The organism is Pedobacter sp. KBW06 (assembly GCF_003852525.1).
Taxonomy (GTDB): domain Bacteria; phylum Bacteroidota; class Bacteroidia; order Sphingobacteriales; family Sphingobacteriaceae; genus Pedobacter.
Window position 1 is genome coordinate 21,316 of sequence record NZ_QAJL01000007.1, and the last position, 23,001, is coordinate 44,316.

16 protein-coding genes are annotated in these 23,001 nt (G+C 42.3%); 5 read left to right on the top strand and 11 right to left on the bottom strand.

Annotated features, from left to right (window positions below):
- Positions 1 to 133: 133 nt before the first annotated feature.
- Positions 134 to 1,867 carry a DUF4091 domain-containing protein gene (locus DBR43_RS31315; RefSeq protein WP_124587299.1) on the bottom strand — a complete coding sequence of 578 codons (1,734 nt, stop codon included), beginning with the start codon at positions 1,865 to 1,867 and terminating at the stop codon, positions 134 to 136.
- A 266-nt stretch (positions 1,868 to 2,133) separates the two neighbouring features.
- Between DBR43_RS31315 and DBR43_RS31320 the strand changes: the two genes are divergently transcribed.
- From DBR43_RS31320 to DBR43_RS31330, 3 genes are all read left to right on the top strand, one after another.
- Positions 2,134 to 2,832, top strand: a complete 699-nt coding sequence (locus tag DBR43_RS31320; RefSeq protein ID WP_124587300.1) for a DUF1826 domain-containing protein — start codon at positions 2,134 to 2,136, stop codon at positions 2,830 to 2,832.
- Positions 2,833 to 2,942: 110 nt separating this feature from the next.
- Complete coding sequence (locus tag DBR43_RS31325) at positions 2,943 to 3,533, top strand: hypothetical protein (protein ID WP_124587301.1); 591 nt, start codon at positions 2,943 to 2,945, stop codon at positions 3,531 to 3,533.
- A 196-nt stretch (positions 3,534 to 3,729) separates the two neighbouring features.
- Complete coding sequence (locus DBR43_RS31330; protein ID WP_124587302.1) at positions 3,730 to 6,495, top strand: AAA domain-containing protein; 2,766 nt, start codon at positions 3,730 to 3,732, stop codon at positions 6,493 to 6,495.
- 205 nt (positions 6,496 to 6,700) lie between these two features.
- Here DBR43_RS31330 and DBR43_RS31335 read toward each other — a convergent pair whose 3' ends face one another.
- Positions 6,701 to 8,560 carry a tetratricopeptide repeat-containing sensor histidine kinase gene (locus DBR43_RS31335; RefSeq protein WP_124587303.1) on the bottom strand — a complete coding sequence of 620 codons (1,860 nt, stop codon included), beginning with the start codon at positions 8,558 to 8,560 and terminating at the stop codon, positions 6,701 to 6,703.
- Between the two features lie 188 nt (positions 8,561 to 8,748).
- On the opposite strand from DBR43_RS31335, the gene DBR43_RS31340 reads away from it, so the two are divergent.
- Both DBR43_RS31340 and DBR43_RS31345 read left to right on the top strand, forming a co-directional pair.
- Positions 8,749 to 9,720 (top strand): aldo/keto reductase, encoded by a 972-nt coding sequence (locus DBR43_RS31340; RefSeq protein ID WP_124587304.1) that lies wholly within the window; start codon positions 8,749 to 8,751, stop codon positions 9,718 to 9,720.
- Positions 9,721 to 10,527 carry a helix-turn-helix domain-containing protein gene (locus DBR43_RS31345; RefSeq protein WP_124587305.1) on the top strand — a complete coding sequence of 269 codons (807 nt, stop codon included), beginning with the start codon at positions 9,721 to 9,723 and terminating at the stop codon, positions 10,525 to 10,527.
- Positions 10,528 to 10,553: 26 nt separating this feature from the next.
- On the opposite strand, the gene DBR43_RS31350 is transcribed toward DBR43_RS31345, so the two are convergent.
- The 9 genes from DBR43_RS31350 to DBR43_RS31390 form a co-directional block, all read right to left on the bottom strand.
- A complete protein-coding gene (locus DBR43_RS31350) occupies positions 10,554 to 10,811 on the bottom strand; it encodes a hypothetical protein (protein ID WP_124587306.1) in 258 nt (85 codons plus the stop codon).
- A gap of 63 nt (positions 10,812 to 10,874) precedes the next feature.
- A complete protein-coding gene (locus tag DBR43_RS31355) occupies positions 10,875 to 11,198 on the bottom strand; it encodes a hypothetical protein (RefSeq protein WP_124587307.1) in 324 nt (107 codons plus the stop codon).
- Positions 11,199 to 11,222: 24 nt separating this feature from the next.
- The gene (locus tag DBR43_RS31360) at positions 11,223 to 13,394 is read right to left on the bottom strand and encodes an IPT/TIG domain-containing protein (protein ID WP_124587308.1); all 2,172 of its coding nucleotides are present in this window, start codon (positions 13,392 to 13,394) and stop codon (positions 11,223 to 11,225) included.
- Between the two features lie 9 nt (positions 13,395 to 13,403).
- Positions 13,404 to 16,646, bottom strand: a complete 3,243-nt coding sequence (locus DBR43_RS31365; RefSeq protein WP_124587309.1) for a carboxypeptidase regulatory-like domain-containing protein — start codon at positions 16,644 to 16,646, stop codon at positions 13,404 to 13,406.
- Between the two features lie 21 nt (positions 16,647 to 16,667).
- Entirely contained in the window at positions 16,668 to 17,678 is a 1,011-nt protein-coding gene (locus DBR43_RS31370) for a fasciclin domain-containing protein (protein ID WP_124587310.1), read from the bottom strand.
- 32 nt (positions 17,679 to 17,710) lie between these two features.
- On the bottom strand, positions 17,711 to 18,976 hold the full coding sequence (locus tag DBR43_RS31375) for a fasciclin domain-containing protein (RefSeq protein WP_124587311.1): 1,266 nt from the start codon (positions 18,974 to 18,976) through the stop codon (positions 17,711 to 17,713).
- A 26-nt stretch (positions 18,977 to 19,002) separates the two neighbouring features.
- Positions 19,003 to 20,079 (bottom strand): fasciclin domain-containing protein, encoded by a 1,077-nt coding sequence (locus DBR43_RS31380; RefSeq protein WP_233603297.1) that lies wholly within the window; start codon positions 20,077 to 20,079, stop codon positions 19,003 to 19,005.
- A gap of 20 nt (positions 20,080 to 20,099) precedes the next feature.
- Positions 20,100 to 21,305, bottom strand: a complete 1,206-nt coding sequence (locus tag DBR43_RS31385; protein ID WP_124587313.1) for a hypothetical protein — start codon at positions 21,303 to 21,305, stop codon at positions 20,100 to 20,102.
- 7 nt (positions 21,306 to 21,312) lie between these two features.
- Positions 21,313 to 23,001, bottom strand: a complete 1,689-nt coding sequence (locus DBR43_RS31390; protein ID WP_124587314.1) for a DUF4397 domain-containing protein — start codon at positions 22,999 to 23,001, stop codon at positions 21,313 to 21,315.

The window sequence follows — 23,001 nt, forward strand, 5'->3', positions numbered from 1 at the left end:
TTCCTGTCCGCCAGGGCGCTCCCCTAATGCGATTGTGTTAGGAGATTTTAAGACGTTGGCATTCCCGCCAACGTCAGATTCTTCTTGTGTTGGCGGGAATATTAAAAACGATCCATAAGGCGTTCTGAATGATTTATTGATTAAGAAGTGGTTTTACTTTTCCCAGCATTTCTTCAGCAGTGATACCCGACAATGATTTAATGTCGAAAACCTCCAGCGCCTTATTGAGCTCATTTAGCTGTTTGGTTTGCTTATTTCTGGTGTAAAGCGACCTTAAATATCTGATTTTTTCAAAATCCTGTGCTCCTTCAATTAGTTTTTCAAACCTCATAGAACTAAACGGTCCGGGATAAACCTGATAGGTATCTCCTGCTGGCCATGCCGTAAAACGACTATCTGCCAATGGATTTTTTGTCCAGCTATTATAAGCCCAACGTAAATAACCATCCATATTTTTATTCGCCGTGTACCATCCGATCCAGACTCCTTCTGCCGGAGAAGAGAAAGTAAATCCATTTGGATAAGGCTCAGTACAACAGGTATACCAGGTACTAACTTTACCCAATTGTCTCCGCTTTTCTAAAGTGGCGGGTGGGAAATCCCATTTGGAAGCGATGCAATAGGTGTCAATATCTTGTTCTATTTCGGGGTGATACTCCCCTGCCAATGCAATTTTCCAGTTCTTATCTGTTTCTTTTAATAACTTTATGACCGATTTCATAGCGTCCATTGGTCTCTCGTCCATTGCAATATAAGTTTTGCCAAACCAACCTTTTTGCTTCAGATGTCTGGCGAAATCAACAAGCATCGTTTTCCAGAAAGTGTTGTAAGACGCTGTACCAATGGCATCCGTAAAAACAGCTTCTTTTTGAGAATTTTCGTCATAATACGTGAAAGCGATTTTCCAGGGTACCATACTGTAACAGTTGATACGTTCAGAAATGCCACAGTCCATTGCAAAGGCTATATATTTATCAAATAAACTATAATCGTATTTCCAGCTTCCATCCTTTTTCTTCGTCCATTTAATCAGGCTCGGATAATCGTCGTAAGTTTGATGTCCCCATGGCTCATCAACGATACTTGCAGTAATGGTTTTTTGCCCTGCATCAGCAAGCATCCGGTAGTAATCTTTCATCAACGAAAAATGTTCAGTACCCCATAAAGGCGTATTATGCGTGCGCGCTATGGCTGCCGGATGTTGCCAGAGATCCAGATCATATTTCCATTTGTCGGGCCCGGGAAGTGTTTTGTCCAATACCTGAACGGTGACAGGTAATGTATAATCCTTATCCCCCTTTATCTTAATAGTGCCTTTATAATTTCCAGGGACGGTATTTGCCGGAACTTTGATGCTCAACCAAATTGGTTGGGTACTGTTTTTAGCCAGCATGGCAGATGTAGTTTTTGTGTCGATCATATCCGCCACATAGGAAGAATCGAAATCCTGTGCTTTCCGGTAACCACAGCCATTTTTGAACTCATCGGTAATGACATAAGTTAAGAACCCAGCCGTAATGTTTTCTTTTTTAATGAAGTTACCCTTGTTGTCTTTCAGGTCGTAAACTTGTAAACTAATCTCGTTCTGACTTTTACCTGCCCAGGCCAGCAGTTGGGTATGTATTTTTTCACCTTTCCAGGCTTTTGCTTCCCACATCATTTCTAAATCCAGTTTGGGAGGTAATTCTCTTGCAAAACGCACATTGGAAGAAGCAAAACTTACATTTAATCCATCGGGTACTTTGCCCCACTGACTGTCAATAATTTGCGGGTTTAATACAGGCTTCTTTTGCAAAGCCAAACTTGCATCCTGCGCCCTAACATTTAAACATAAAAAGGATAGACCTATAAAAAACAGATGTTTCATAACACTAAGGTAGCCATTTAGGGAAGAAGGCCGAATGGCTATTGCATCAAGTTTGTTACGCAAGCGTTTGCTTTAATGTAACAATTTAGTATCGAATTGCGGGTCTCTCAATTACATGGCTTGTATGTTCATGGCGCAGAAGAAATTTTATAAAAAAAGAGCTTAAATCAGTCATGATTTATAAAAGTAAATTTAATTTTAGCGTGATCTAATCACCTATTCCTTATTCTTGCAAAGAATTAAGACTAAATGATTCATTCTAAAACATGAAAGATAAATTTTCCGACAACAATCAGACCGGAACGGTTTCTACTTTTTCTGAGCTTGTAGAAACGAATTTTCAAGGAGCCATGAATGCAATTTGCTGGTTCAGAGATTTAGCTGGAGATTTTAAGGAAATTGTGTCTAAACTTCAACTCAAAGAGAACATTACAGAAGTTTCCATTGAAGACCTTTTAGCGCTTCAGTTATCAGAAAAAGGTGATATGGCCCGGAAAACTATCTTAAACGATTTAAAGTTGCTGGCAGATTTCGGAGCTTCGCCTTCGCTCAATTTACTTAAAAGTTACGAACGGGATGAGGAGTTAGACTTTATTTCAACAGATGTATATTCTTATCATGTAGACCGTTCGCCCATTGGAACGGATACGTTTTTATGTACCTATTATGGTGCTGCAAGTGATATCTTACCTAATCATCAGGTGGAACAAAAGATATTGATTCCTGAAATCCGGGCAAAGCTCAAAGAATTACATGACGGCCCGGAAACAGAATTTGAAACCTTTTTAAAAGAATATTATTTTGATCTGCATTATCAACCTAAACCCAATGCCCAGCCAATAAATTTAGGATTAGGTCATCTCTGGAAATTAGCAGTAGACCATCCTGAACAAAAAGCATTACCCTGTGTTCATCGGGCACCTACAGAAAATGACGGTGAATATCGGCTGCTGCTGATTTGTTAAATGATGATTTGATAGGTATAGGGTTTTAATTACTTTGTTTTACAATAAAGATCTTGTATTTTGGTTTGACACCTGCCTAAAATAGTTTAATACTTAAAAAGCAGTCATTTATGAACACCTACCAGTTTCGTTTTAATAACAACAAGAAAAACTCAACTATTTTGTTTTGGTTTTTTGCCGCACTGCTGACTATTCCATTAACAACTATCGGTTTCCTAATGCGTTCTCAGCCACTTTACCCGCCATGGCTATTGCTGGTCTTATTGCCTTTAACGTTAGTGTCCATTTACAAGCTGCTTAAATTAGCCTCGGCAAAGAAGTCGATGGAAATTATTTCACTCAATAAAGATGGCTTTACCAGCCTTTGTTTCGGTCCCGCTTTATTTTCGGAAATTCACTCCATTCGGGTGCCTGTAAGGCAAATAGGACTATTGGGGGGACTACCGTCCGACTATTACAAAAACACAGATGCCGATATTCCTTACCTGGAATTTTCGATCATCATCAGGGATGGAAAAACGTTGAATTGGGTGTTGAATGAGTGGGGCGGGCTTTACAACTCAAAAGAAGACTTTTCAATTTTCTTTAACTTTCTCACAGCGCTAACTGATCAGCTGTATCAACTTTATCACACTAATGAGTCATATAACAGCTATTTAAAAATTCTTGACGAAAAAGGTTCCTGGGAAAAGCAAGGTTAAGCTATAAAAGATCTGTCGCAAGAGCTGCTCAGCCTCCTTTCAGCCAGCTGTACCCTAAGTAATAATTATGTTTTCAGTTAAAACAAATCAGGAAATAAACTACTGACTTTTCCCACCAATCATTTTTACATCTTATACTTTTCCTAAGGATTAAATTAGTAGTTTAGAGGTGATATATTTGTAATAAAAGAGATTTATGGATCATCCGTTCATAGTATACTTAAAAAACAAAACATCCCTAAAATTTGAATACAAAAAAGATATTTCCACGGTTGTTCGTATGGACAACGGATATCTGATCACATTTTGTAATGGGAAGAGCTATAATTATGGAGCTGACAAAGTACAATACTATTCGTTTTTATCGAGACGGGAAGATGTACGTATATATGAGAATGGCAAATTAAAAAACGAATATAATACTGTTGACAATTATGGGCGTTATTCGATTTTTCGAGATGGAGACCGTTGTTCTGATCCAACTGAAAACAATGCCAATATTGAAATCTGTGCTATAAAAAGGAATATTGGTCAGACGGAATCAGTAATCAACTATTTTAAAAAGATATTGAAAGAAAGTGGCGGAGTATCATTTGACATTCCATCAGAGGAGACAGATATTGAGAATCCGAATCAAATCAGCGCCGAAATATTACTCAAGGCTATTGATGGCATAGATGTATTAGAATCAAGGTCGGCACTATCCAACTACATTGATGGAACCAATCCTGATCTTGGCATTCCAAAAGAAACACTAATCTATCCTTTCGGCTGCAACGCCAGTCAGCAACTGGCGGTTCAGACTACGTTCAGAAATAGCATAAGCATAGTAGAAGGCCCTCCGGGTACAGGAAAGACCCAAACTATCTTAAATATTATAGCCAATCTTATCGTACAGGACAAAACTGTTGCAATTGTTTCAAACAATAACACTGCAGTATTCAATGTGCGGGAAAAATTAGAGAAATATGGCTATGGAATGTTGGTGGCATCACTTGGAAATAATCAAAACAAAACTTCATTCTTTGACAATATTGAAGTGCAAACGATAAATCCAGATTTTGAGATTTCAGAAGAGCGATTGACAGAAGCAATGAATGAGGTTCGCGATTTGGACTCCGTGCTCCTAAAGTGTTTTGAGTACAGGAATAAATTAGCCACATTAAAAACGGAATTGTCAGATGCTGAATTAGAATTTGACCATATAAAAGCAGAACAACCACTGCAGCAAAATATAAAATCTGTGCTCGACAAGAAATTTTACCGCAAATGGAATTTCAGAAAGGCTTTGAATTTGAAAAAATTGCTGTCAGCTATTGACCTTGAAAACAAATTATCTATCATAAACAAGTTGAAGTTTTTGCTGCAATATGGCTTATTTGACTTCAATAGTATTCATCAGCACAGTGAAGAGATCCCTGTTTATGTTAACCACAAATTCTATGAATTATACATAGCAAAAATAAAAAATGAAATCCTGGATATTGAAAACTGGTTAGCGGCGAACAATGAAGAAGCTCATCTTAACCGTTTTATTGCAACCTCTAAAGAGGTATTCGAGGGTGTTTTATTTAAAAAATATAGCTGTTTAAAGCAAGTTGCCTTTAATGCCAAAGATTACCGGAATCAGTTTGATGATTTTACAAAGCATTATCCTGTGATGCTAAGCTCCACACTCTCGCTACACACGAGCATTCCCAAAAAGCATCTTTTTGATTATCTGATTATAGATGAATCTTCACAGGTAGATATTATAAAGTCAGCCGTCTGTTTTTCGTGTTGCCGGAATGTAGTTGTTGTCGGAGATAGCATGCAGCTTAACCACATTGTTGACCAGCAAAGTAAAGCAGCAGCAGCACACTTTCTGGTTGAGTACAACATCTCTCCCGCATATGACTATGTCAAACAGAATATTTTAAACTCGCTGAAAAGCTTATATCAGGATAAGGTGAAATCGGTATTACTCAAAGAACATTACAGGTGTCATCCTACGATTATTGGATTCTGCAATAAGAAGTACTATAATAATCAGTTGGTTATTATGACTTGCACAGATCATCATCCATTTAGAATCATTGAGACAAATATATCGGGTGGAAAGGGTAATTACAATCAGCGGCAGATAGATGAAACAGATCTCTATATTCGTGAGCGCTATGTTTCGGATTACACAAAAGTTGGAGTGGTTACACCCTATAGAGATCATGCAGTTATGCTGCAAAAACAGTTGCCATCCGGAGCAGAAGCCGACACGATACACAAGTTCCAGGGACGGGAAAAAGAGGTGATTATATTTAATACCGTCAGGAGCAAAATAGGAGCATTTATTGATAATCCAAACCTGATAAATGTTGCCGTATCAAGGGCTGTTAAAGAATTTATTATAGTAAAGCCGGAATCGATGGATCTTCCTCACGGAACTAATATCGGTGATCTGATACGCTACATCTGTTATACCACCGATCCGGCTGAAACGATTATTAAAGGTAAGATCTGCTCTGTTTTTGATCTTCTTTACAAAGAGTACAATAAGGCCTTTATGCAGTTTCTTTTATCGAACAGGAAGGTAAAAGGATCAGCTGCGGAGCTCATTATCCATCAGCTGCTGCGTGAGCATATATTGTTAAACACCCAATTCTCCTCTATTGAAATGGTCAGAGAATATAAGCTTAGAGACCTTATCCGGGATTTTCAACCCTTCTCCGAAAATGAAATCAGGTTCATAAAGAATAATTCAAGAATTGATTTTCTCCTGTACAACAAAATTGATAAAACTCCTGTTATAGCGATTGAGGTGGACGGGGTTTCATTTCATGACAACGAATTGCAACAGGAAAGGGACAGCAGGAAGAATCATATCCTGAAAACTATCGGACTACCATTGCTTAGATTATCGACCGATGGACACAATGAGGAATCAAGAATTATTGAAAGTTTAAGCGTTGCAATGGGGCTATCCTGATTAACCTACCATTGCACCACAGGAAAACAGATCAGCAAATCATTTTTGTTCAAAGAAAAGAACTCCTTAGATTATCTAAGAGGAAGCTTTCCATACTTAAACTCTACAAGAAGCCTGAGTGAAAAAAAAGTTTTTGTTTATTCATCACTGAGAAACTGTTCAAGACCCTAAATCGGATGAATGGATATTGAATGTTTGAAATGGATTATACCGTTGATGAAATGGAGTATGAGAATACAGCTCCATTTGGTGTCCCATTCTTAGCCCAGATTCTCCCACCAAGCTTTTGAATAAAATCCTTACACATAGAAAGTGCGATTCCAGCTCCGTGTTGAGTCGAAGAGCCAAAATTACCGGACACTGTAAATAGCTTACTGATTGTTAGTTCATCCATCCCCTGCCCCTGGTCGGTAACCGACACTGTAATCGAATCACCGTCCTGCATACTGTTAATTACAATCGTACTGCCTACAGGGGAGAATTTAATGGCATTTGACAGTAAATTCCGATTCACAAACTGCAACATTTCCTTGTCAGATGTTACGGTGATGTGCATTGGTATCTGATTAAACAAGGTTATCTTTTTGGCATCCAGTTGTTGCTTCATGATCTCTGCTGATTCGCATAACAGGTCATAAAGCACCAGTATTTCCGGTTTATATTGATAACCGGACAATTGTTGCTTGATCCACTGTAATATGGTGTCAAATGAATCCAGCATATCTGAAGCTTGTCTTTCTATGTCGCCATAGAACTCTTCCATTTCCGACTTTGTGAACTCAGGATTGTCCTTCATTAAGCCGGCAATACTTATCGTAGAGATCAGTGGCGTTCTGAAATCATGCGCCAGAATAGAGAAGAGTTTGTTTTTGAATTCATCATTTACCTGCAAGGTTTTATTTTGTTCCAGCACCGTCAGGTTAAGCTGCTCCAGCTCACGTTGATGTTTACGCGAAATCTGGTACAACCGGTAAATAAAAAGGAGTAAAAATATACCAACTACACAAATGGCAATTAACATCAAGATCTTAGTTTTGCTGTTCTTATTGACAAGACTTAAAAACGTATTATCAGTTTGTATGGCACTGTACTTAATGTAATCCCCTACAAATTTTTTAAGCTGCTCATTCTCTTCAGCCATTACACTTTCCAGCAGCTTTTGAACGCTGATCATTTGATCCTTATTACCTGATAACGCGGTATAGTGTAAGATATCCTTCAATATCGGGATTAGCTCCAGGACATAATCCTTTTTTTTAGCCAATTGATAACTGAGCCAGGCATAATGCAACGCACTATCCGGCTGATTCTTATAAAACCTGGTATAGGAGCTCAGTAAATAAATTTCCTGATCATCAAGCTCATATTTCCGCGCCTCCGATAAGGTAGCTCCAAGAAGTGCCAGTGCTGCTGTATTACGGCCTTTTTTTTGCAGCAGGTCGAATTCCAATTCTTTTACTGCAATCAGTACCCGGTGGTCTTTATAAATACCGGCAATCTCCCGGGTTTTGTCAATATAGTACGCAATACTATCATCTGAAAGATCCGGATTACTCATACAGTAATTGGCATATACAAGGCTCATAATACTGTCTCTCCTTCCTGTTCGCATCACTTGCCGGAAAAGTTCAAGCCCCTTTTTAGCGTCATTCAGACTCAGATATACGTTACCCATGTTCATCGTTACCTGACTCACATTTGGAGTGTCCTTTTGCACTTTGTAAGCAGATAAAGCATGTGTGTAGAGTTGAAGTGATTCCTGGTACATTCCCCTGATATAAAGCACCGAGGCGATAACATTATCTGCATCCGCTTTTCCTTTGGGATACTCCATCCTACTGGCCAGTTGTTTAGCCATCATGCCATAATAGAGGCTGCTATCAATATCCTTCATATGATAAAGCATTCCCAGGCGGTTTATCGAATTGATATAACGAATACTGTCTTTAACATAAAGCAATTTCTGCCGCTCTGCGCGGATCAGATTGGACTGTCCTTTTACCTTGCCATAACACAATGGCAAAATCAGTAAAAAATAACCTAACAGTGTTTTTGATCGGGACATGGCTTAAATGCAAATAACTTAAACTAAGTTATTATTTAATTAGAACAAACACTGTTAAAAGTAAGTCTGAAATCTGTTCATTTCATTTATTTACAAATGTTTTTTTTAATGTAATCATGAGCTACCAGGATAATTAATTTGAGCCGTATAGATAAGCTCAATAATCATCGAACGCTGATCTTTGTATCATGACAACGATCAAAAAAATCCAATTAGGCCAAAACGGTCCGCTCGTGTCCAAACTAGGTTTGGGCTGTATGCGCATGTCTTCCGTATGGGGAGGCTCAACGCCAGATGAAAATGAAAGCATAGCTACCATACAGTCTGCGCTTGACAGGGGCATTAATTTTTTAAATACTGGTGACTTTTATGGTGCAGGACACAATGAATTGTTAGTCGGCAAAGCCATTAAAGGCCGCAGGGACGATGCTTTCATCAGCGTTAAATTTGGTGCTTTCTTTCATAATGGTCAATGGCTGGGCCTGGACCTGCGCCCTGTGGCCATTAAGAATTTTATCAATTATTCGCTTACCCGTTTAGGCATTGAAACCATAGACCTGTACCAGCCCTGCCGGATGGATGGCAGCGTACCTGTAGCAGATATTATAGGTACCGTAGCCGACCTGATCAAAGAAGGCAAAGTACGCTACATCGGTGTTTCTGAGATCACCGCTGATCAACTGCGTGAAGCAAACCAGATTCATCCGATAAGTGCGCTGGAAATTGGTTATTCACTGGCAGACCGACAGGTAGAAAGCGAATTGTTGCCAGCAGCTAAAGAAATGGGCATTGCAGTAGCCGCCTTTGCCAATACTGCCGAAGGTTTGTTAACAGGCGATATGAAAGCACCGCTTGCGGCTGATGATCATCACCTGCACTTCTCTCGTTTTCAAGGCGACAACCTCATCAAAAACCTGGAAAAAGTGGAGATATTGAAAGCCTTAGCGAAAGAGAAACAAGTTACACCTACGCAAATTGCCATTGCCTGGGTAAATGCACAAGGCGACCATATTATGCCATTGGTAAGCATGAGCCGCCGTTCAAGGTTACCGGAAAATATTGCTGCCATGAGCATTGAATTTACGACCTCTGAAATAGAATTATTAAATACTACTTTTGCACCAGGCGCCATCTTAGGCGGCACTTATTTACAGAGATAAATGACCAATCCAACTGAAATACTTCCCGGCATGATCTTCTATTCCTATCTCTCCGCAGAACGGAAAGATAAAGTATGCTTCTGGAACCATCATACGCTGGTATTGATGGTTTCGGGGCAACTTCAGTTGGAAACGGCTGACCAGCGCCTGGAGCTTAAAGCAGGCGAAACGATGCTGGTAGGTAAAAACCAGCTAGGTACACTGACTAAAACACCTCTTCCCGGTCAGGGTTATGAAAGTATCGTTATTTGTCTTCAGGAAGATCTGTTGCGCAAAATAGCGCTGGAAGAACAGATCGACACCGGTTCTAAATATGTCGGGCCATCAAACGTGCCCGTTCCCTCCGATCCATTTCTTCTCGGCTATTTTCAATCCATTATTCCTTACGCACAGGCTGCAGCAGGAACACTCACAGAAGATATGGGCATCCTCAAAGTCAAAGAAGGCGTTAAACTATTATTACATAGCCTGCCGCAATTGAGGTCATACTTATTCGATTTTGCAGAACCCCATAAAATTGATTTGGAGCGCTTTATGATGACCAATTTTCATTTTAATGTCCCGGTGGAAAGATTTGCACGGCTCACCGGACGTAGCCTGGCGGGTTTTAAACGCGACTTTGCAAAAACGTTTGGCCTACCACCGCGTCAATGGCTGTTAGATAAACGCCTTCAGGCAGCAAAGCATTTGATCGAACAGAAACATCAAAAGCCATCGGCCATTTATTTAGATCTCGGCTTCGAAAGTCTGCCCCATTTTTCGCGTTCGTTCAAACAAAAATTCGGTAAAGCACCTTCAATGATTTGATCATGCAACCTACTCAGCCATGCAGATCATATCCATAACCAGGTGATTAGTAAAAATGTTGCTAATAAAAGCATACCTGTACAACCGATAACCAGTAATAGCACACCGCACTTACTCAACATAAAACGATTAACCGGTTCGTCATACATCGCATTCCAGAAAAAATACAGCGATGCCGGTTTACGGACACGTCTGTACATGCGTTTGTCCAGCAGCGGGATGAACGCCAATAGCGCCACGTCCAGTACCGATAATATCCAGATAGCGATGTTCGCAGTTTTCATATTCATTAAAAAAACAGGCAGGCTTTCGCGCTACCTGTTTACCGTTGTTAATTGTGATAAGGATTAGGTATTGTAAGTCAAACGAATATTTTTGATAAGTACTTTAAAAGCAGGTTTCTCCACCGGGATCTCCTTTTTCAGTGCTTTCAGCTTCTTACCCAGATACTGCACCTTTACCTGGCTAAATAACGCTTCATAAGCCCTGATCTGCCCGGACAATTCTTCCAACAAACGTTCATAGTTCCCATGCATATCTTCCAGTTCCTGGCGGTATTGCGCCGTTTGCTGTACACAGGCACATGCTCCTTGTTCGCTGCTTAACAGCCTTTCCATATGAAGCAGGGCATCTATCAAATGCACATGCTTTGCTTTATTGATGCCCTGCATAATTATGTTAAAAAAATGAAATCATTACTTGAGAAAGATCTTCCTTACTGAATTATTCGTCATGTCTATTACATAGAGATTACCTTGTTTGTCGATGGTGATATCACCCAATCCACCAAACCTGGCTTCAGAAAGCGCGCCATCAACAATACTTCCGGAAGCAAAAGTTGCAATGATCGTCACCTCTTTTGTCGCAAGATTAATTTTTCTTAGCGTATAGCCCCATCTGTCAACCACATAAAGGCTACCTGCACCGTCTGCAACCATTCCCGAAATCGTGGAGAAACCATTGGCCAGGAAGCCTGACGCACCAGTTTCAAGGTTGTAAGTTTGAACTGCAGCACTTTCATAATCCGAAGTATAGAACATGTCCCCAACAATAACAGGAGTCACGTCTTCTCCAAAACCTGATCCACTGACTTTCGACATTGTCTTCAGTCCCATTTTATTGATTTTCCATGCCCCATCAAAAGAACCGATCTGAACATATAAGTTGCCATTTTTATCAAATGCCGATTTCTGCTTGTTACCTTCAATAGCGGAGAAAGTACTGACCAATCCCTGAGGCGTAACTTTACGAACTCCTTTACCGTCCGTAATAAAGAGATTATCTTGATCGTCTATCGACATCCCTCCAGTGCGACCCAGACTAAAAGAGGCCTTATTTCCTTGTCCATCTGCATTTCCACTATCGCCCGAAGCACTACCTGCAAGCAGACTGACCTTTCCGTCTGGTGTAATTTTCATCACCCGGTGGTTTTCTGTTTCGAGAACAAACACGTTCCCTTTACTGTCAACAACCAGACTACCATTTTGATCTCTTGATAGATTCAGTTCTGTACTTCCTGGTCCGCCAGCTAAAGTTGCTACACCAGCGCGGTTAAAATTACCCGGAGCAAGAGCAGTTTGACCATTTACAACCAGCTTTAATGGGCCTGAAGTAAATCCTTGCGGCGCGATCACCACCATACTACTTTCCGTTGCACTCAGCACCGTAGCAGCTGTTCCATTAAAGGTAACCTGGTTCTGGCTGGCTGTGGCACTGAACCCTGTACCTGTGATGTTCACCCTTGTACCTGCCAGACCGTTTTCCGGGCTCAACCTGGAAATACCGAGCGTCTGATCTTTAAAATCAGGCCCCATGGCCCGTTGGTCGTTCACCGATAGTACAATCTTTCCGCTACCTGTGCCCCCTGGGATTTCTAAGGTAATCTCTGTATCAGTTGCTGTTGCAACCGGAACATTTACACCATTGATGCTCACTTTATTTTCTTCAATGACGGTACTAAATGTAGTCCCTTTGATGGTCATCAATGTACCCGCCGGTCCACTAAGCGGAGTAACATTCAAGATAACCGGTAAAGGGACAACCGTAAATACCGGGCCTGTAATTTTTTGTCCGAGCATCGTCACTGACACTGGTCCCGTAGTTATTCCATCCGGAGCCACTACCATCAAATGATCATCAGCAGCTTCTTCAACCAAGGCCGCTTTACCGTTAAAATCAACATAATTGCCAGTAACAACAGCCTCAAAACCGGAACCATTAATGCGCACCCTTGTCCCTTTTCCACCTGTTAAAGGATGAATATCGGCTATAGCCTGAAACCTGAAACTTTGGCCCGATGCTTCTTTACCATTTACGACCACCTTAACCGGCCCTGAAGTTGCGCCGGCAGGCACCTGTATTACCAGTAGCGTATCCTTTGCACTGACAACATTTGCCGCCTTTCCATTAATAAAAACCTGTGCCGGGCCGGATAAACTGCTGAATCCTGCACCGGAGATGCGGATTAACGTTCCTTCACCACCATTGGCAGGAGTGATTTTCTGTACGCTCAGTTCCTGGTAGGTATACTTACCAATCTGAAATGAGGTTTCTCCGATTTTCATCACAATCTCCCCATCTTTTGCTGCCGAGGGTGCCCTCATTACCACAGCGGTTGGCGTAACACTAACCAGCTCTGCATTTACACCGCCTATGCTTGCCGACACTTCGCCCATACTGTTACCAAAACCGGTTCCCAATATAGTAATCAGGGTTCCCTTATTACCACTGTTTGGATAATATTCTGAAACTGTAACGGCTTCTTTAACCGGCTCAATTTTATCTTTTTTACAACCCGCAACTAGTAACAGCGCAATGGCGAGCCCATATAGGCAATTCTTACTATTTTTTATGATCGCTAAATTCATCTTCGTCTTTTAAAAAGTATACCTTAAACCCAACTGTGCCTGTACCCTTGATCCGTAATAATCAATACTGTAAGGCTTACCAGGATTATTAAATGTATATACCGGGTAATTGCCGGTATTTTGCTGTGGTGGAAACAAGGTTGGCGTTAACCCAACACTTGAAGTAGCGTTGAATGTATTGGGCGAGAAATACTGAATGCCCCAATTCTTACTGATCAGGTTTGTGAGGTTGACTACATCCGCTGTAAGCGTAATAAATTGTTTATTGCTCCTGGTCACAAACACATCGTGGGACAAGTGTAAATCTGCCTGTACATTCCATGGCGTACGCCCCTTGTTCCGTTCCGTAAAATTCCCTCTTCTGCTGCTTAGGTATTCATTTCCAGCGATAAGCTCATTAAATGCGGCAGCCTGCTGTGTAGCAGTTCCCTGTGCGTTATCTTTAAAAAAACGAACCGCTTCTTCCTGCTGAGGAATATAAGCCAGACTCACCTGTTGTGGTAGCCCCTGCACGCTGTTGTTCACAATACCATAAGTAAAAGGACTGCCGGATTGTGCACTCACAAATAGTGAAACGTTGGTTCTCCCCGCATTGTTCCATACCTTATTGTAACTAATTGTACCCACAATCCGGTTGCGGAGGTCAAAATTACTATTTGCAAGACCGGGATTGTTTGGAACCAAAGATTGGTTCAGCTGCCAGTTCGACTCCATAGAGTTCCTTACCCCGTTGCTCAAATCTTTAGACTGTCCGTAGGTATAAGAAACAGAGGCTTGTAAAACGTCCGCAATGTTTTTACTGATACTTCCTGTAAGACTATATCTGTAGCCTTTGCTCGTATTGCTCAAAAGATAAGTATTAGAAAAGCGACTGTCTACTGTACCACTATATATGGGCTGCTGGTGTAATTTATCATATCCATAATACGTAGGATTGTCCTGCACGTTCAACTGCTGAAAAAGCACATCCTTAATGTTTTTCGTGTAAATCCCTTCCAACGTGAATTTCCAGTCGTTTGTGGTACTATAGTCAACCCCTAAACTCGCACGCATCACTTGCGGCATCACAAAATCATTGTCAATTAAGTCGACCTGCGTTTTACCACTGTTGGGGTTATTGATGATGGCTCCATTTTGCCGGATAAAGTCTCCAATGCCATTTGGACCTCCCTGAAGCGGGTTGCTACCTGGCACAAAAGGTTTCTGATCTGCTTTTTGATCAAAACCACCATAGTTCTCCCCATTGTTATAAAAGGCATAAGCCAGCCATGCCATCGGGATTCTTCCGGTAAATAAACCGGCTCCACCCCTTAAAATCAGGCTTTGGTCACCATACCAATCGTAACGGAAGCCTACCCTTGGTGAAATCTGTGGTTTGTTCAGGTAACTATTCGTAATCCTGCTCAATCGTGTATACGTGTAGGTATTACCGAAATATGGATCCGCCATCGCATTGCTTATTTTGTCGCTCAGGGTCGGGCTTTTAGCCAGGTGAGCCATATCAACCCTTAAACCCGGGATTACCTTTAACTTATCAGACACCCTGATTTCGTCCTGCAAATAAACACTATACATATTCATGTTGAATTCCGCACCCGGATGATCCTGCAGGTAATCACGGTTGTTGTTCTGATTGTTGTAAGCGCCGCGCACACGATACGGGATGTTACTCAGGTAATCCTCAATACTCAGGTAATCAACACGTCCGTTCCATGCATTTACAAAGCCATAACTGATGTCATAAAGTTCGTTGTGTGTACCCAGGGTCAGCGTATGCATACCAATATTCCAGTTCAGGTTCGCCGTAATTTCGAGTGTGCGCTGTTTCATATCAAAGATGCTCGCTTCCCTGTCTGTACCCAGATAAATGGTTGTACCAGGTGTACGACCCGCAATTTGAACCTGCGCTGCACTTGGATCACCCAGGGGATCCCTGGAATCATTTACACGGGTATACCCAACCAATAAATTTCCCGAGAAACCATTGTTAAACCGGCTCTTCAGTTCTGCAACGGTCGCTGTCTGGTTATTTTTTTGCAGGAACCCCATACTACTGAACCTGAAATCCTGCTGATCACGGTCCATATGAGCGGCCTCAGAAATGATGGTATTGTTACGAACAACCAGCTGGTGTTGATCATTGATGTTCCAGTCCAGGCGGTTAAAAAACTTACGGGATTTTGAATAGGTATTGAAATCACCTGCCGTACCAGCATCAAGATCTCCGGCATTGCTGATGGCACTGGCATCAGCAATGCTAAAGATGTGGCTGGTTTCCTGTTGTCCGGCCTTAAGCTGGCTGGGGTCACGACGCTGCGTGATCTCCTCGTTGCTAAAGAAAAACAGTTTGTCTTTGATCAATGGAAAACCGATACGAAAGCCGCTCTGGTAATCATAAAAATCGCTACTCATTTTACCCAGGCTACCCAAGCGATCTTTACCAGTAAGACCAGCACTGCGACCAAACCCATATACGGAGCCGCTAATCGTATTGGTTCCACTCCGGGTAACGGCATTAACCGACCCTCCGGTAAAGTTACCGATCTTTACATCATAGGGTGCCAGGTAAACCTGCATGTCCTCAATCGCATCTAAGGAAATCGGATTGGTACGGGTTGAACTACCCGCCATTCCTGAAGTACCGGATTGACCGCCTAGCGAGGGGCTAAAGCCAATCGCATCGTTGTTAGCCGCGCCATCAATGGTCACGTTGTTGTATCTGAAATTGGCACCTCCAAAGCTGTTGTCTTTGCTCGCTTGCGGCACCAGACGTGTCACATCAGTAATACTCCGGGATATCGTTGCCATATTGCGCACCTGAGCTCCGCTGATATTTTTTCCGGAGCCATAAGTACTGGCCTGAGCTCCACGCTTTGTTGCTTTAATGGCCACCTCAGTCAATTGTTGAGATTGATCGCTAAGCACAAAATTTAACTGTATTGCTGCGCCAAGGCGGATAGAAATGCCTTCTTTTTCATCCGTATTCATACTGATCATGGCTGCTTGTATACGGTAAGGCCCTCCCACACGCAGGTTGGGCAGGTAATAACGGCCCTTACCATCTGCGGAGGTCGCATAACGGGTACCTGAGGGTTGGTGAATGGCAGTAACTGATGCACCTGGCAAGGTTTGTCCACTTCCATCATATACAGTTCCGCTCAGCGTACCGCTGGTTTCCTGTGCCCTACCTGCCAAAGTAAGCAGCAGTAAAAACAACAGCATTGTTGTTTTAAATATTTTATATTTAATCATCTGTAAAATCTTAATTGGTGTTTACTGGGTGATTTTCAATACACTTTCGATGGTATGTACTACTCCATTTCCGGCAAGTACATCACGCTTTGTATTTGAGAGTTGCACCTCATCTGTGTTTCCTGTTCCCTGAAGCGAAATTCCGTTGAAAGCATTTGGAATTGATGGGTCAGGCTGTAGTATAACAGAAATGGCATTACCATCCAGCATGGTTTGTTGTACCTGAGTATCTGTGCCAGAACTTAAAATGTAATCGTACACAAAACGTCGGTCTGCCAGGATGTGATAGAGAAGCATCCTGCGCAATTCCGCGGGATCGGCCGTTTCTATCGCCTGCAAACCAGAGAGACCATAAGCCCTCATGGCTGCATTATCAGGTGCAAAAACCGTATAGGTCTCAGACTTGCTCAATACTTCTGTAAGGCCCGCACGTTGCAGGGCCTGATAAAATAAGGTCAGGTTACGTTCGTTAGCAATCGCTTCCAATACATTTGCAAACGTATAAGGCTGTAATACGCGATCTACTACCTGGATCAAACCATTCGATGTTTTTATGTTCTTTGCCAGCAGCACCGCTCCATTTATCGTCAATACCGTATCCGTCCCTTTTACCCAATGGGTTACAAAGAGTTTCCCGCCATTGTAAGAGCGGATCTCCTGGTTAAATAAAAAGGGCAGCCGGTTAAAGTCGTAGTTACCATCTAACACGTGGTACTTCATCATTGCAGAAATTCTGGTCGGCTCAGCAGCGATAAGATCGGCCACAGTGTTATAACCGGCTGCAACGAAGGCGTCATCGCTCGGTGCAATGACCGTAAACGGGCCTGTTTCGAGTAGCTTCGCTTTTAAACCAGATCGGGTTAAACCCGTATTTAAAATGGAAAGATTAAAATTATCGCCTATTACCCTGCCAATACTATTGGCATCGGGCTGTTCAATATTTTTATCCTTTTTGCAAGCGCCCAGTCCTGCAAGCATGGCAAACGCTAAGATAAAAAGCGAGACTTGTTGTTTAATTATGTTGTTGTTCATTTGTCGTTGATCTTGTTAAGGGAGAAATCCGTTTAGAACTTGAAATCGGCTATAGGTATAAGATGATCTACGGCATGGATCGGCCCCATGATGGTGTTTATATCACCATCTACCACTACTGCAGGTGCATGTGTTGATCCCTTAGACTTAATAGTAATGGCCCCGTTTGTAGTTTTGCCAAACTCTAGTGGCATCAATTGTATCGGTAACGTAGCATTATTTGCGCCATCCCGCAGGATATAATTTGCCAGCAAATCATTATTAAGGTCATTACTATAGAAGGTCGTTGAATTCTTGCGTCCTACAACTCGTTGCGCATTGGTCGGATAAATCAGGTCTGACCAGCGATGTAAAGTTAACATGTCATCCGAAGCCAGTAAGCCCACGGCGACACTACCGTCTCTGTATGGCAAAGGACGCTGATTGTTCATGGCAATAACCGCATCAGCACTTGCGAAACCAGCGGCATGAAAGGCTGCGTCCGTAGGCGCCAATATAGAGGAAAATGTAAGGTTTACCTGAGGAGCAGGCCGCGTACCAGCAATAAGGTCGGTTGTCCATAAACGTGTCAGTCCAGTGGCTTTAAGCCATTGTTGGGCACTCTTTTCCATTACCCCCAGATAAATACCAAACCGGCCATCTTCCTTTAAAGCTTCCAGCATCGTTTTTGTTGGTTTATGCAACAGCCGTTGTATCGGCCACAATATGCCGTTTGTAGCTGCTATAGGCTGAATATTTCCTGCATCTTTTCCATTAATATACAAATGTCCCTGCTGGACTTTTAAATATTGCCTGTAAAAATATGGATCAGAACCTCCGCTATTAAACGGTGATATTGGCCTGACCCGCAGCGCAGGATTGCCCAGGATAGATTGCTCCATGGTATTGTCCAGTCGCTCTGCCAGGTCTCTGGGATTAACAGGACTTGCAATGGTATGGTACATCAACAACTCGTCCAGCGCTTCCGCGGGGGTATTGTTAATCACTTCCAGTGTCATTCCTTCTGCTACGAGCGCCGCATCGGTGGGCACCAAAAGGGTGAATTTGGTCCGCTCTCCGTAGGTTTTAAGTCTTGCATCCATGGTACTGCGTGTCCATGCTGCCTTGAACAAGGAGTACGGAGTGGCATTCAACGCTTCCGTTAAGTTGACTATAGCCTCTTCAGGAGGAACAATCTGCCCCTCCGGAACAGGCATAAACTCGTCTTTTCTACAGGATGCCATCAAGAGCATCACCGCACAAAAAACAAGGAAGCTAAATGCCCGGAATATATGATATGATTTTTTACTGTTCATCATTTCTATTTTTAATATTCTTTTAATTTTTATTTACGCGCATCGGTAAGCCTTGCAATGACTCCCGGACTGGAATGTACCAGACCATTATCTGTTAAATAATCCATAGTAGCCATATCCTTATTACGGGCAATAGAGGTCGTAAACGAAGATCCTGTTCGCGATTTCTTCAGACGCAGCCCGTAATTAAGTGTTTTATCATTTTCGCGATTTACGGTCAACTGTGTACACCAGATATCATTTTCCAATTCTTTGAGGTAGATTGTCGGGTTTCCGAAATAGTATAAGATATCTATATCTGAGATGAAAAAATGTCTTTCATCCAGTATGTATCCTCCAAAAAGACGGTTGCCATTGTATGCTTCCGGCTTTAGGGCTTCAATAATTTCGGCAGTAATACCTGCAGTTGTGAACGCCGCATTGGTTGGAGCAAAAACAGTGTAAGGCCCCTTTGTTGCCAATTTATCCCAAAGACCAAACTTTTTTAAGCCACTTACAAAAATGCTGTATTCGGCCCGGCTGTTTAACCAATCCTGCACCGTACCCCGGCTATATTTCATCACCTTGTTGAGCAACTGTAGTGTTCCATTCGTCAGCTGTACATCTTTACGTGTAACCAATGCCCCATTGTAATAAAGTGTGTTGATAGGCCGGCTGACGTCTCCACCGAAATTACTGGCCAGACTGGCATAAACTTGCGTGCCCGCCAATGTTGCATACCGCACATCTATTCCATTTACCGGAATATCCTGCAACAGCACCCGCTGACGAAGCACATGACCCTGCACCAACATCTTTAAACTGTCGGGATTCATTTTATCGAAATCCGAAGCCCTGAAAATACCATAGGCATTAAAGGCCGCATCAGATGGCGCCAGAAAAGTGAATGGTCCTGCTGCATTAAGTTGCTCATACAGACCCGCCTTTTCAATGGCTGCTGAAAAAAGGCTTAGCTGGTAATTATTTTTTATAAAATCTGCCCCCGAACTGATGTTCTCGTTTTCTTTAACCAGTTCCAGTTCATCGTTTTTACATGCGCTGAAGAAAAGTAACAGCAAGACTGGCAAATGGCAGAATAGTGTTTTTAATGATAGTTTTGCGCTCATGGTATAATATCTTCTAGTGATCATTTATAAATTGGTGCTGCGTACTTCCGTTGAATAGTGGTGAGGTAAGCCTTGCCATTTACAATTTCAATGGTATTTACCGTCGCAAAAGAGCGTGGATTGTATATGCCAGAATGGATGTTCACGATCATATTTGGCAGCAAAACATAGTTCTCATCACCCCTGATGTAATCAAGTGGTACAGTTCCATTAGAAAAGCAGGATATAGGCGCCCAGTTGTTGTCTGTTGTCTTGTCAATCCCGCTATATGGTTTGCTATACGGATCCATTCCTGGTGCAAGTAAGTCGAGGCGCTGCCAGATATTTGTGTGGATGCCATTTGAAAGCGGATCTGCAAATAGCGGAAAACTGTAGTAAGGGCTTACATCCGGCTCGCCCGTATTGCGTTTGATCTCCCCCAGGTACTTTCCGGAATAATTGCTTAACATAGATTCTGTGCTTGTCTTTCTATAAAGCGAATAAAATACATTCATCCGGTCGCGGATCCCATCACCCAATGCGCCTTTACTTCCGATGTTGCCACCCTTTTCAATATAATCGGCCTCCCAGTACCCTTTGGCACTCAGGTTATAAAAGTTAACATAGACCAGCGAATCAGAAAGCGGCAGTTTGTAGAAATTCTCATGCCGCAACAGGACTCCATTTTTTTTACTTTGATAATCTTTTTGTAATACGTTAAGCGTATACACTTCCTTCTCCTGTAAAACAATTATCGTATCAATCAGCACTTTGGTTTTCAGCCTGGGCTCCAGGTTAAAGAAAGGGACGGTATTCTTTGGTCTGAACATAAAAACGATCCGGTGTTTACCGGACGGAACCTGTGCCCAACTGCTCAGATCGAACCCGTTCAGGACCGGAGCGACCAATACATCCTCCTTACCAGGATATTCCGGGTTGTTTACCGAGGTACTGTTTCCGACATGTGAAGGATAAGGCGGCGCATAAGGCGCGCGCTGATCCAGGAAATCGCCCAGGATTGCGGTAGAAACCGGCATCCCCTTTTCGTCCATTACCGGATCGATCAGCATGGCCAGGAAAGGCACTTCCTGGTCTTTACCATCCAGTGTTTTCTCATAGTTCAGGTTATTAAATACCCTCAGGTAGGCCGGACTGTCGACTTTCAGGTATTCTACCTTGCTGCAGCCTGTAATCAACAACAGGGCAATGAGGCAAAATCCAAGCTGTTGTATTCTTAATCGTGACATAAAAATTTTATTTATTGTGTTTCAGAATAATCATTTTTGCTTTTTGTGCAGCCGGAGCATTTGCTTTTGTACTTCCAACGAGGGCTATCGTGTAAATACCAGGTTCATGGTTAGGTAAACCTGTTCTTACATACAATTCTGGTCTTGCAATGAGATTTTGCCCGTCAAGTACAGGAATATCTTTGGCCCAGACCCCTGGAATGATTGCTGGTGTAGAACGGAAAGCCATAAACTGATAAGCGTCACTTTCCTGGCGCACACTAAGGTAAGGTGCATTAATTGGCGAAACACCCGGCATCAGGTTGTTTACTGCAGCAGGATTTACAGGAAAAAATCCATTGAAATCTGCTCCGTCATTTCCTGTTACAGTTAAGTAAGGAAAATCCGGGCAAAAATTAAGGAAACGAATGTTAAAAGGAAATGCCTTTTTAAGGTAACCTGATGAGGCATCATCTGTTCCGCCAGAAAAATAAGTACCACTTAAATCATTGGCAACAGGCTGAATAACAGGATTACCATTTACATCTGGAAACAACCAAAGACTAAAGTTTTTATTGGCTTCGAGTTTCAGTTCGGTTTCTGCCAGCTTTGCACCCGATGCATTTAAGGCTTCGACCTTATACGTTCCGGTAATGAAAGCCTGATAGTTGGTATGCCCGGTATAAGACATTGGCGTACCAAGCACCTGACCGTTTACCGTCATTTTAACCCCTTCCATACCTGGCATTGCATTTACCGCCTGCAACCTGCTGTACGTTAAGTTGGCTGGATCGGAAATGTCATTGATGATCCGGAAACCATTTTGGTTAACTTTAATTGTTTCTCCTGTAGTTGTACCAGGGTATGGAATGGTGGTCATCTGCGCGGAAATAACGATGGTATAAATACCACCAGGAAAATAGGTTTTTATGGGTGCATAAGTTAAATTAGCCGCATACTCCAGCGTAGAATTATCCGCTTTTATAACCTCGGATGTAAGCGCAGAGACCTGGAAACCCTGTGCAGTAAGCACTTTGAACTGTGCAGCACCGTATGGCAATTCGATGTAATCAGAATACTGACCAGGCTGGATGTTGCTCGTGGCTGTACTCACTGCTGTTCCATCTGCCCAGGTCAGGCTTAAAGGCCCTCTTAGATCTTCTACTCCATCAGAAGGATTTACATTTGACGAAAGATTAAGTATTCTTATTTTAAATTTAGAAGGATCTGAAGCAGCGGAGACTGCTCTTGGCACCTGCAAATAGGCGGGCTGACCAGTTAACAATGTAGTCAGCATATAATAATCTACCGGCTGCTGCTCTTCTTTTACGATAAACTCGCTTGAAGGACCGCTCCCGTTAAAGTTGATTTCCTGCGATTTGAGTCTTAGCGCGCCATTGACAAATAAATCCTGAGGGATGGTCCAGGTAGTACCCAGTCTTCCATTGTCTCTAAAATAAAGTGTTCCAGGATAGCTGTCGTACATTCCTCCATTCGGATCTCTTACCACATAATTGGTCAGGGTATCCCCATTTACTATGGCCTGGTTATAGCCCGCCAGGTTAACCACCCTTACCGTAGAATTTCTGCGGGCATCGGTGACCTTCCTGTTGTCGTAATCCATATCCAGCTTATCTTTTTTACAGGCGCTAAAAGACAGCAAAACAAGCAGATATAAAGCTAAAGGGCGTTTGATATATTTATTTAATACTTTCAT

Bases quoted from the DNA above. Each gene is read 5' to 3' on its own strand.
- DBR43_RS31375 (WP_124587311.1), bottom strand. From the start codon at position 18,976: ATGATGAACAGTAAAAAATCATATCATATATTCCGGGCATTTAGCTTC.
- DBR43_RS31385 (WP_124587313.1), bottom strand. From the start codon at position 21,305: ATGTCACGATTAAGAATACAACAGCTTGGATTTTGCCTCATTGCCCTG.
- DBR43_RS31315 (WP_124587299.1), bottom strand. From the start codon at position 1,867: ATGAAACATCTGTTTTTTATAGGTCTATCCTTTTTATGTTTAAATGTT.
- DBR43_RS31325 (WP_124587301.1), top strand. From the start codon at position 2,943: ATGAACACCTACCAGTTTCGTTTTAATAACAACAAGAAAAACTCAACT.
- DBR43_RS31355 (WP_124587307.1), bottom strand. From the start codon at position 11,198: ATGCAGGGCATCAATAAAGCAAAGCATGTGCATTTGATAGATGCCCTG.
- DBR43_RS31370 (WP_124587310.1), bottom strand. From the start codon at position 17,678: ATGAACAACAACATAATTAAACAACAAGTCTCGCTTTTTATCTTAGCG.
- DBR43_RS31350 (WP_124587306.1), bottom strand. From the start codon at position 10,811: ATGAAAACTGCGAACATCGCTATCTGGATATTATCGGTACTGGACGTG.
- DBR43_RS31390 (WP_124587314.1), bottom strand. From the start codon at position 23,001: ATGAAAGTATTAAATAAATATATCAAACGCCCTTTAGCTTTATATCTG.
- DBR43_RS31330 (WP_124587302.1), top strand. From the start codon at position 3,730: ATGGATCATCCGTTCATAGTATACTTAAAAAACAAAACATCCCTAAAA.
- DBR43_RS31380 (WP_233603297.1), bottom strand. From the start codon at position 20,079: ATGAGCGCAAAACTATCATTAAAAACACTATTCTGCCATTTGCCAGTC.
- DBR43_RS31365 (WP_124587309.1), bottom strand. From the start codon at position 16,646: ATGATTAAATATAAAATATTTAAAACAACAATGCTGTTGTTTTTACTG.
- DBR43_RS31335 (WP_124587303.1), bottom strand. From the start codon at position 8,560: ATGTCCCGATCAAAAACACTGTTAGGTTATTTTTTACTGATTTTGCCA.
- DBR43_RS31345 (WP_124587305.1), top strand. From the start codon at position 9,721: ATGACCAATCCAACTGAAATACTTCCCGGCATGATCTTCTATTCCTAT.
- DBR43_RS31340 (WP_124587304.1), top strand. From the start codon at position 8,749: ATGACAACGATCAAAAAAATCCAATTAGGCCAAAACGGTCCGCTCGTG.
- DBR43_RS31320 (WP_124587300.1), top strand. From the start codon at position 2,134: ATGAAAGATAAATTTTCCGACAACAATCAGACCGGAACGGTTTCTACT.
- DBR43_RS31360 (WP_124587308.1), bottom strand. From the start codon at position 13,394: ATGAATTTAGCGATCATAAAAAATAGTAAGAATTGCCTATATGGGCTC.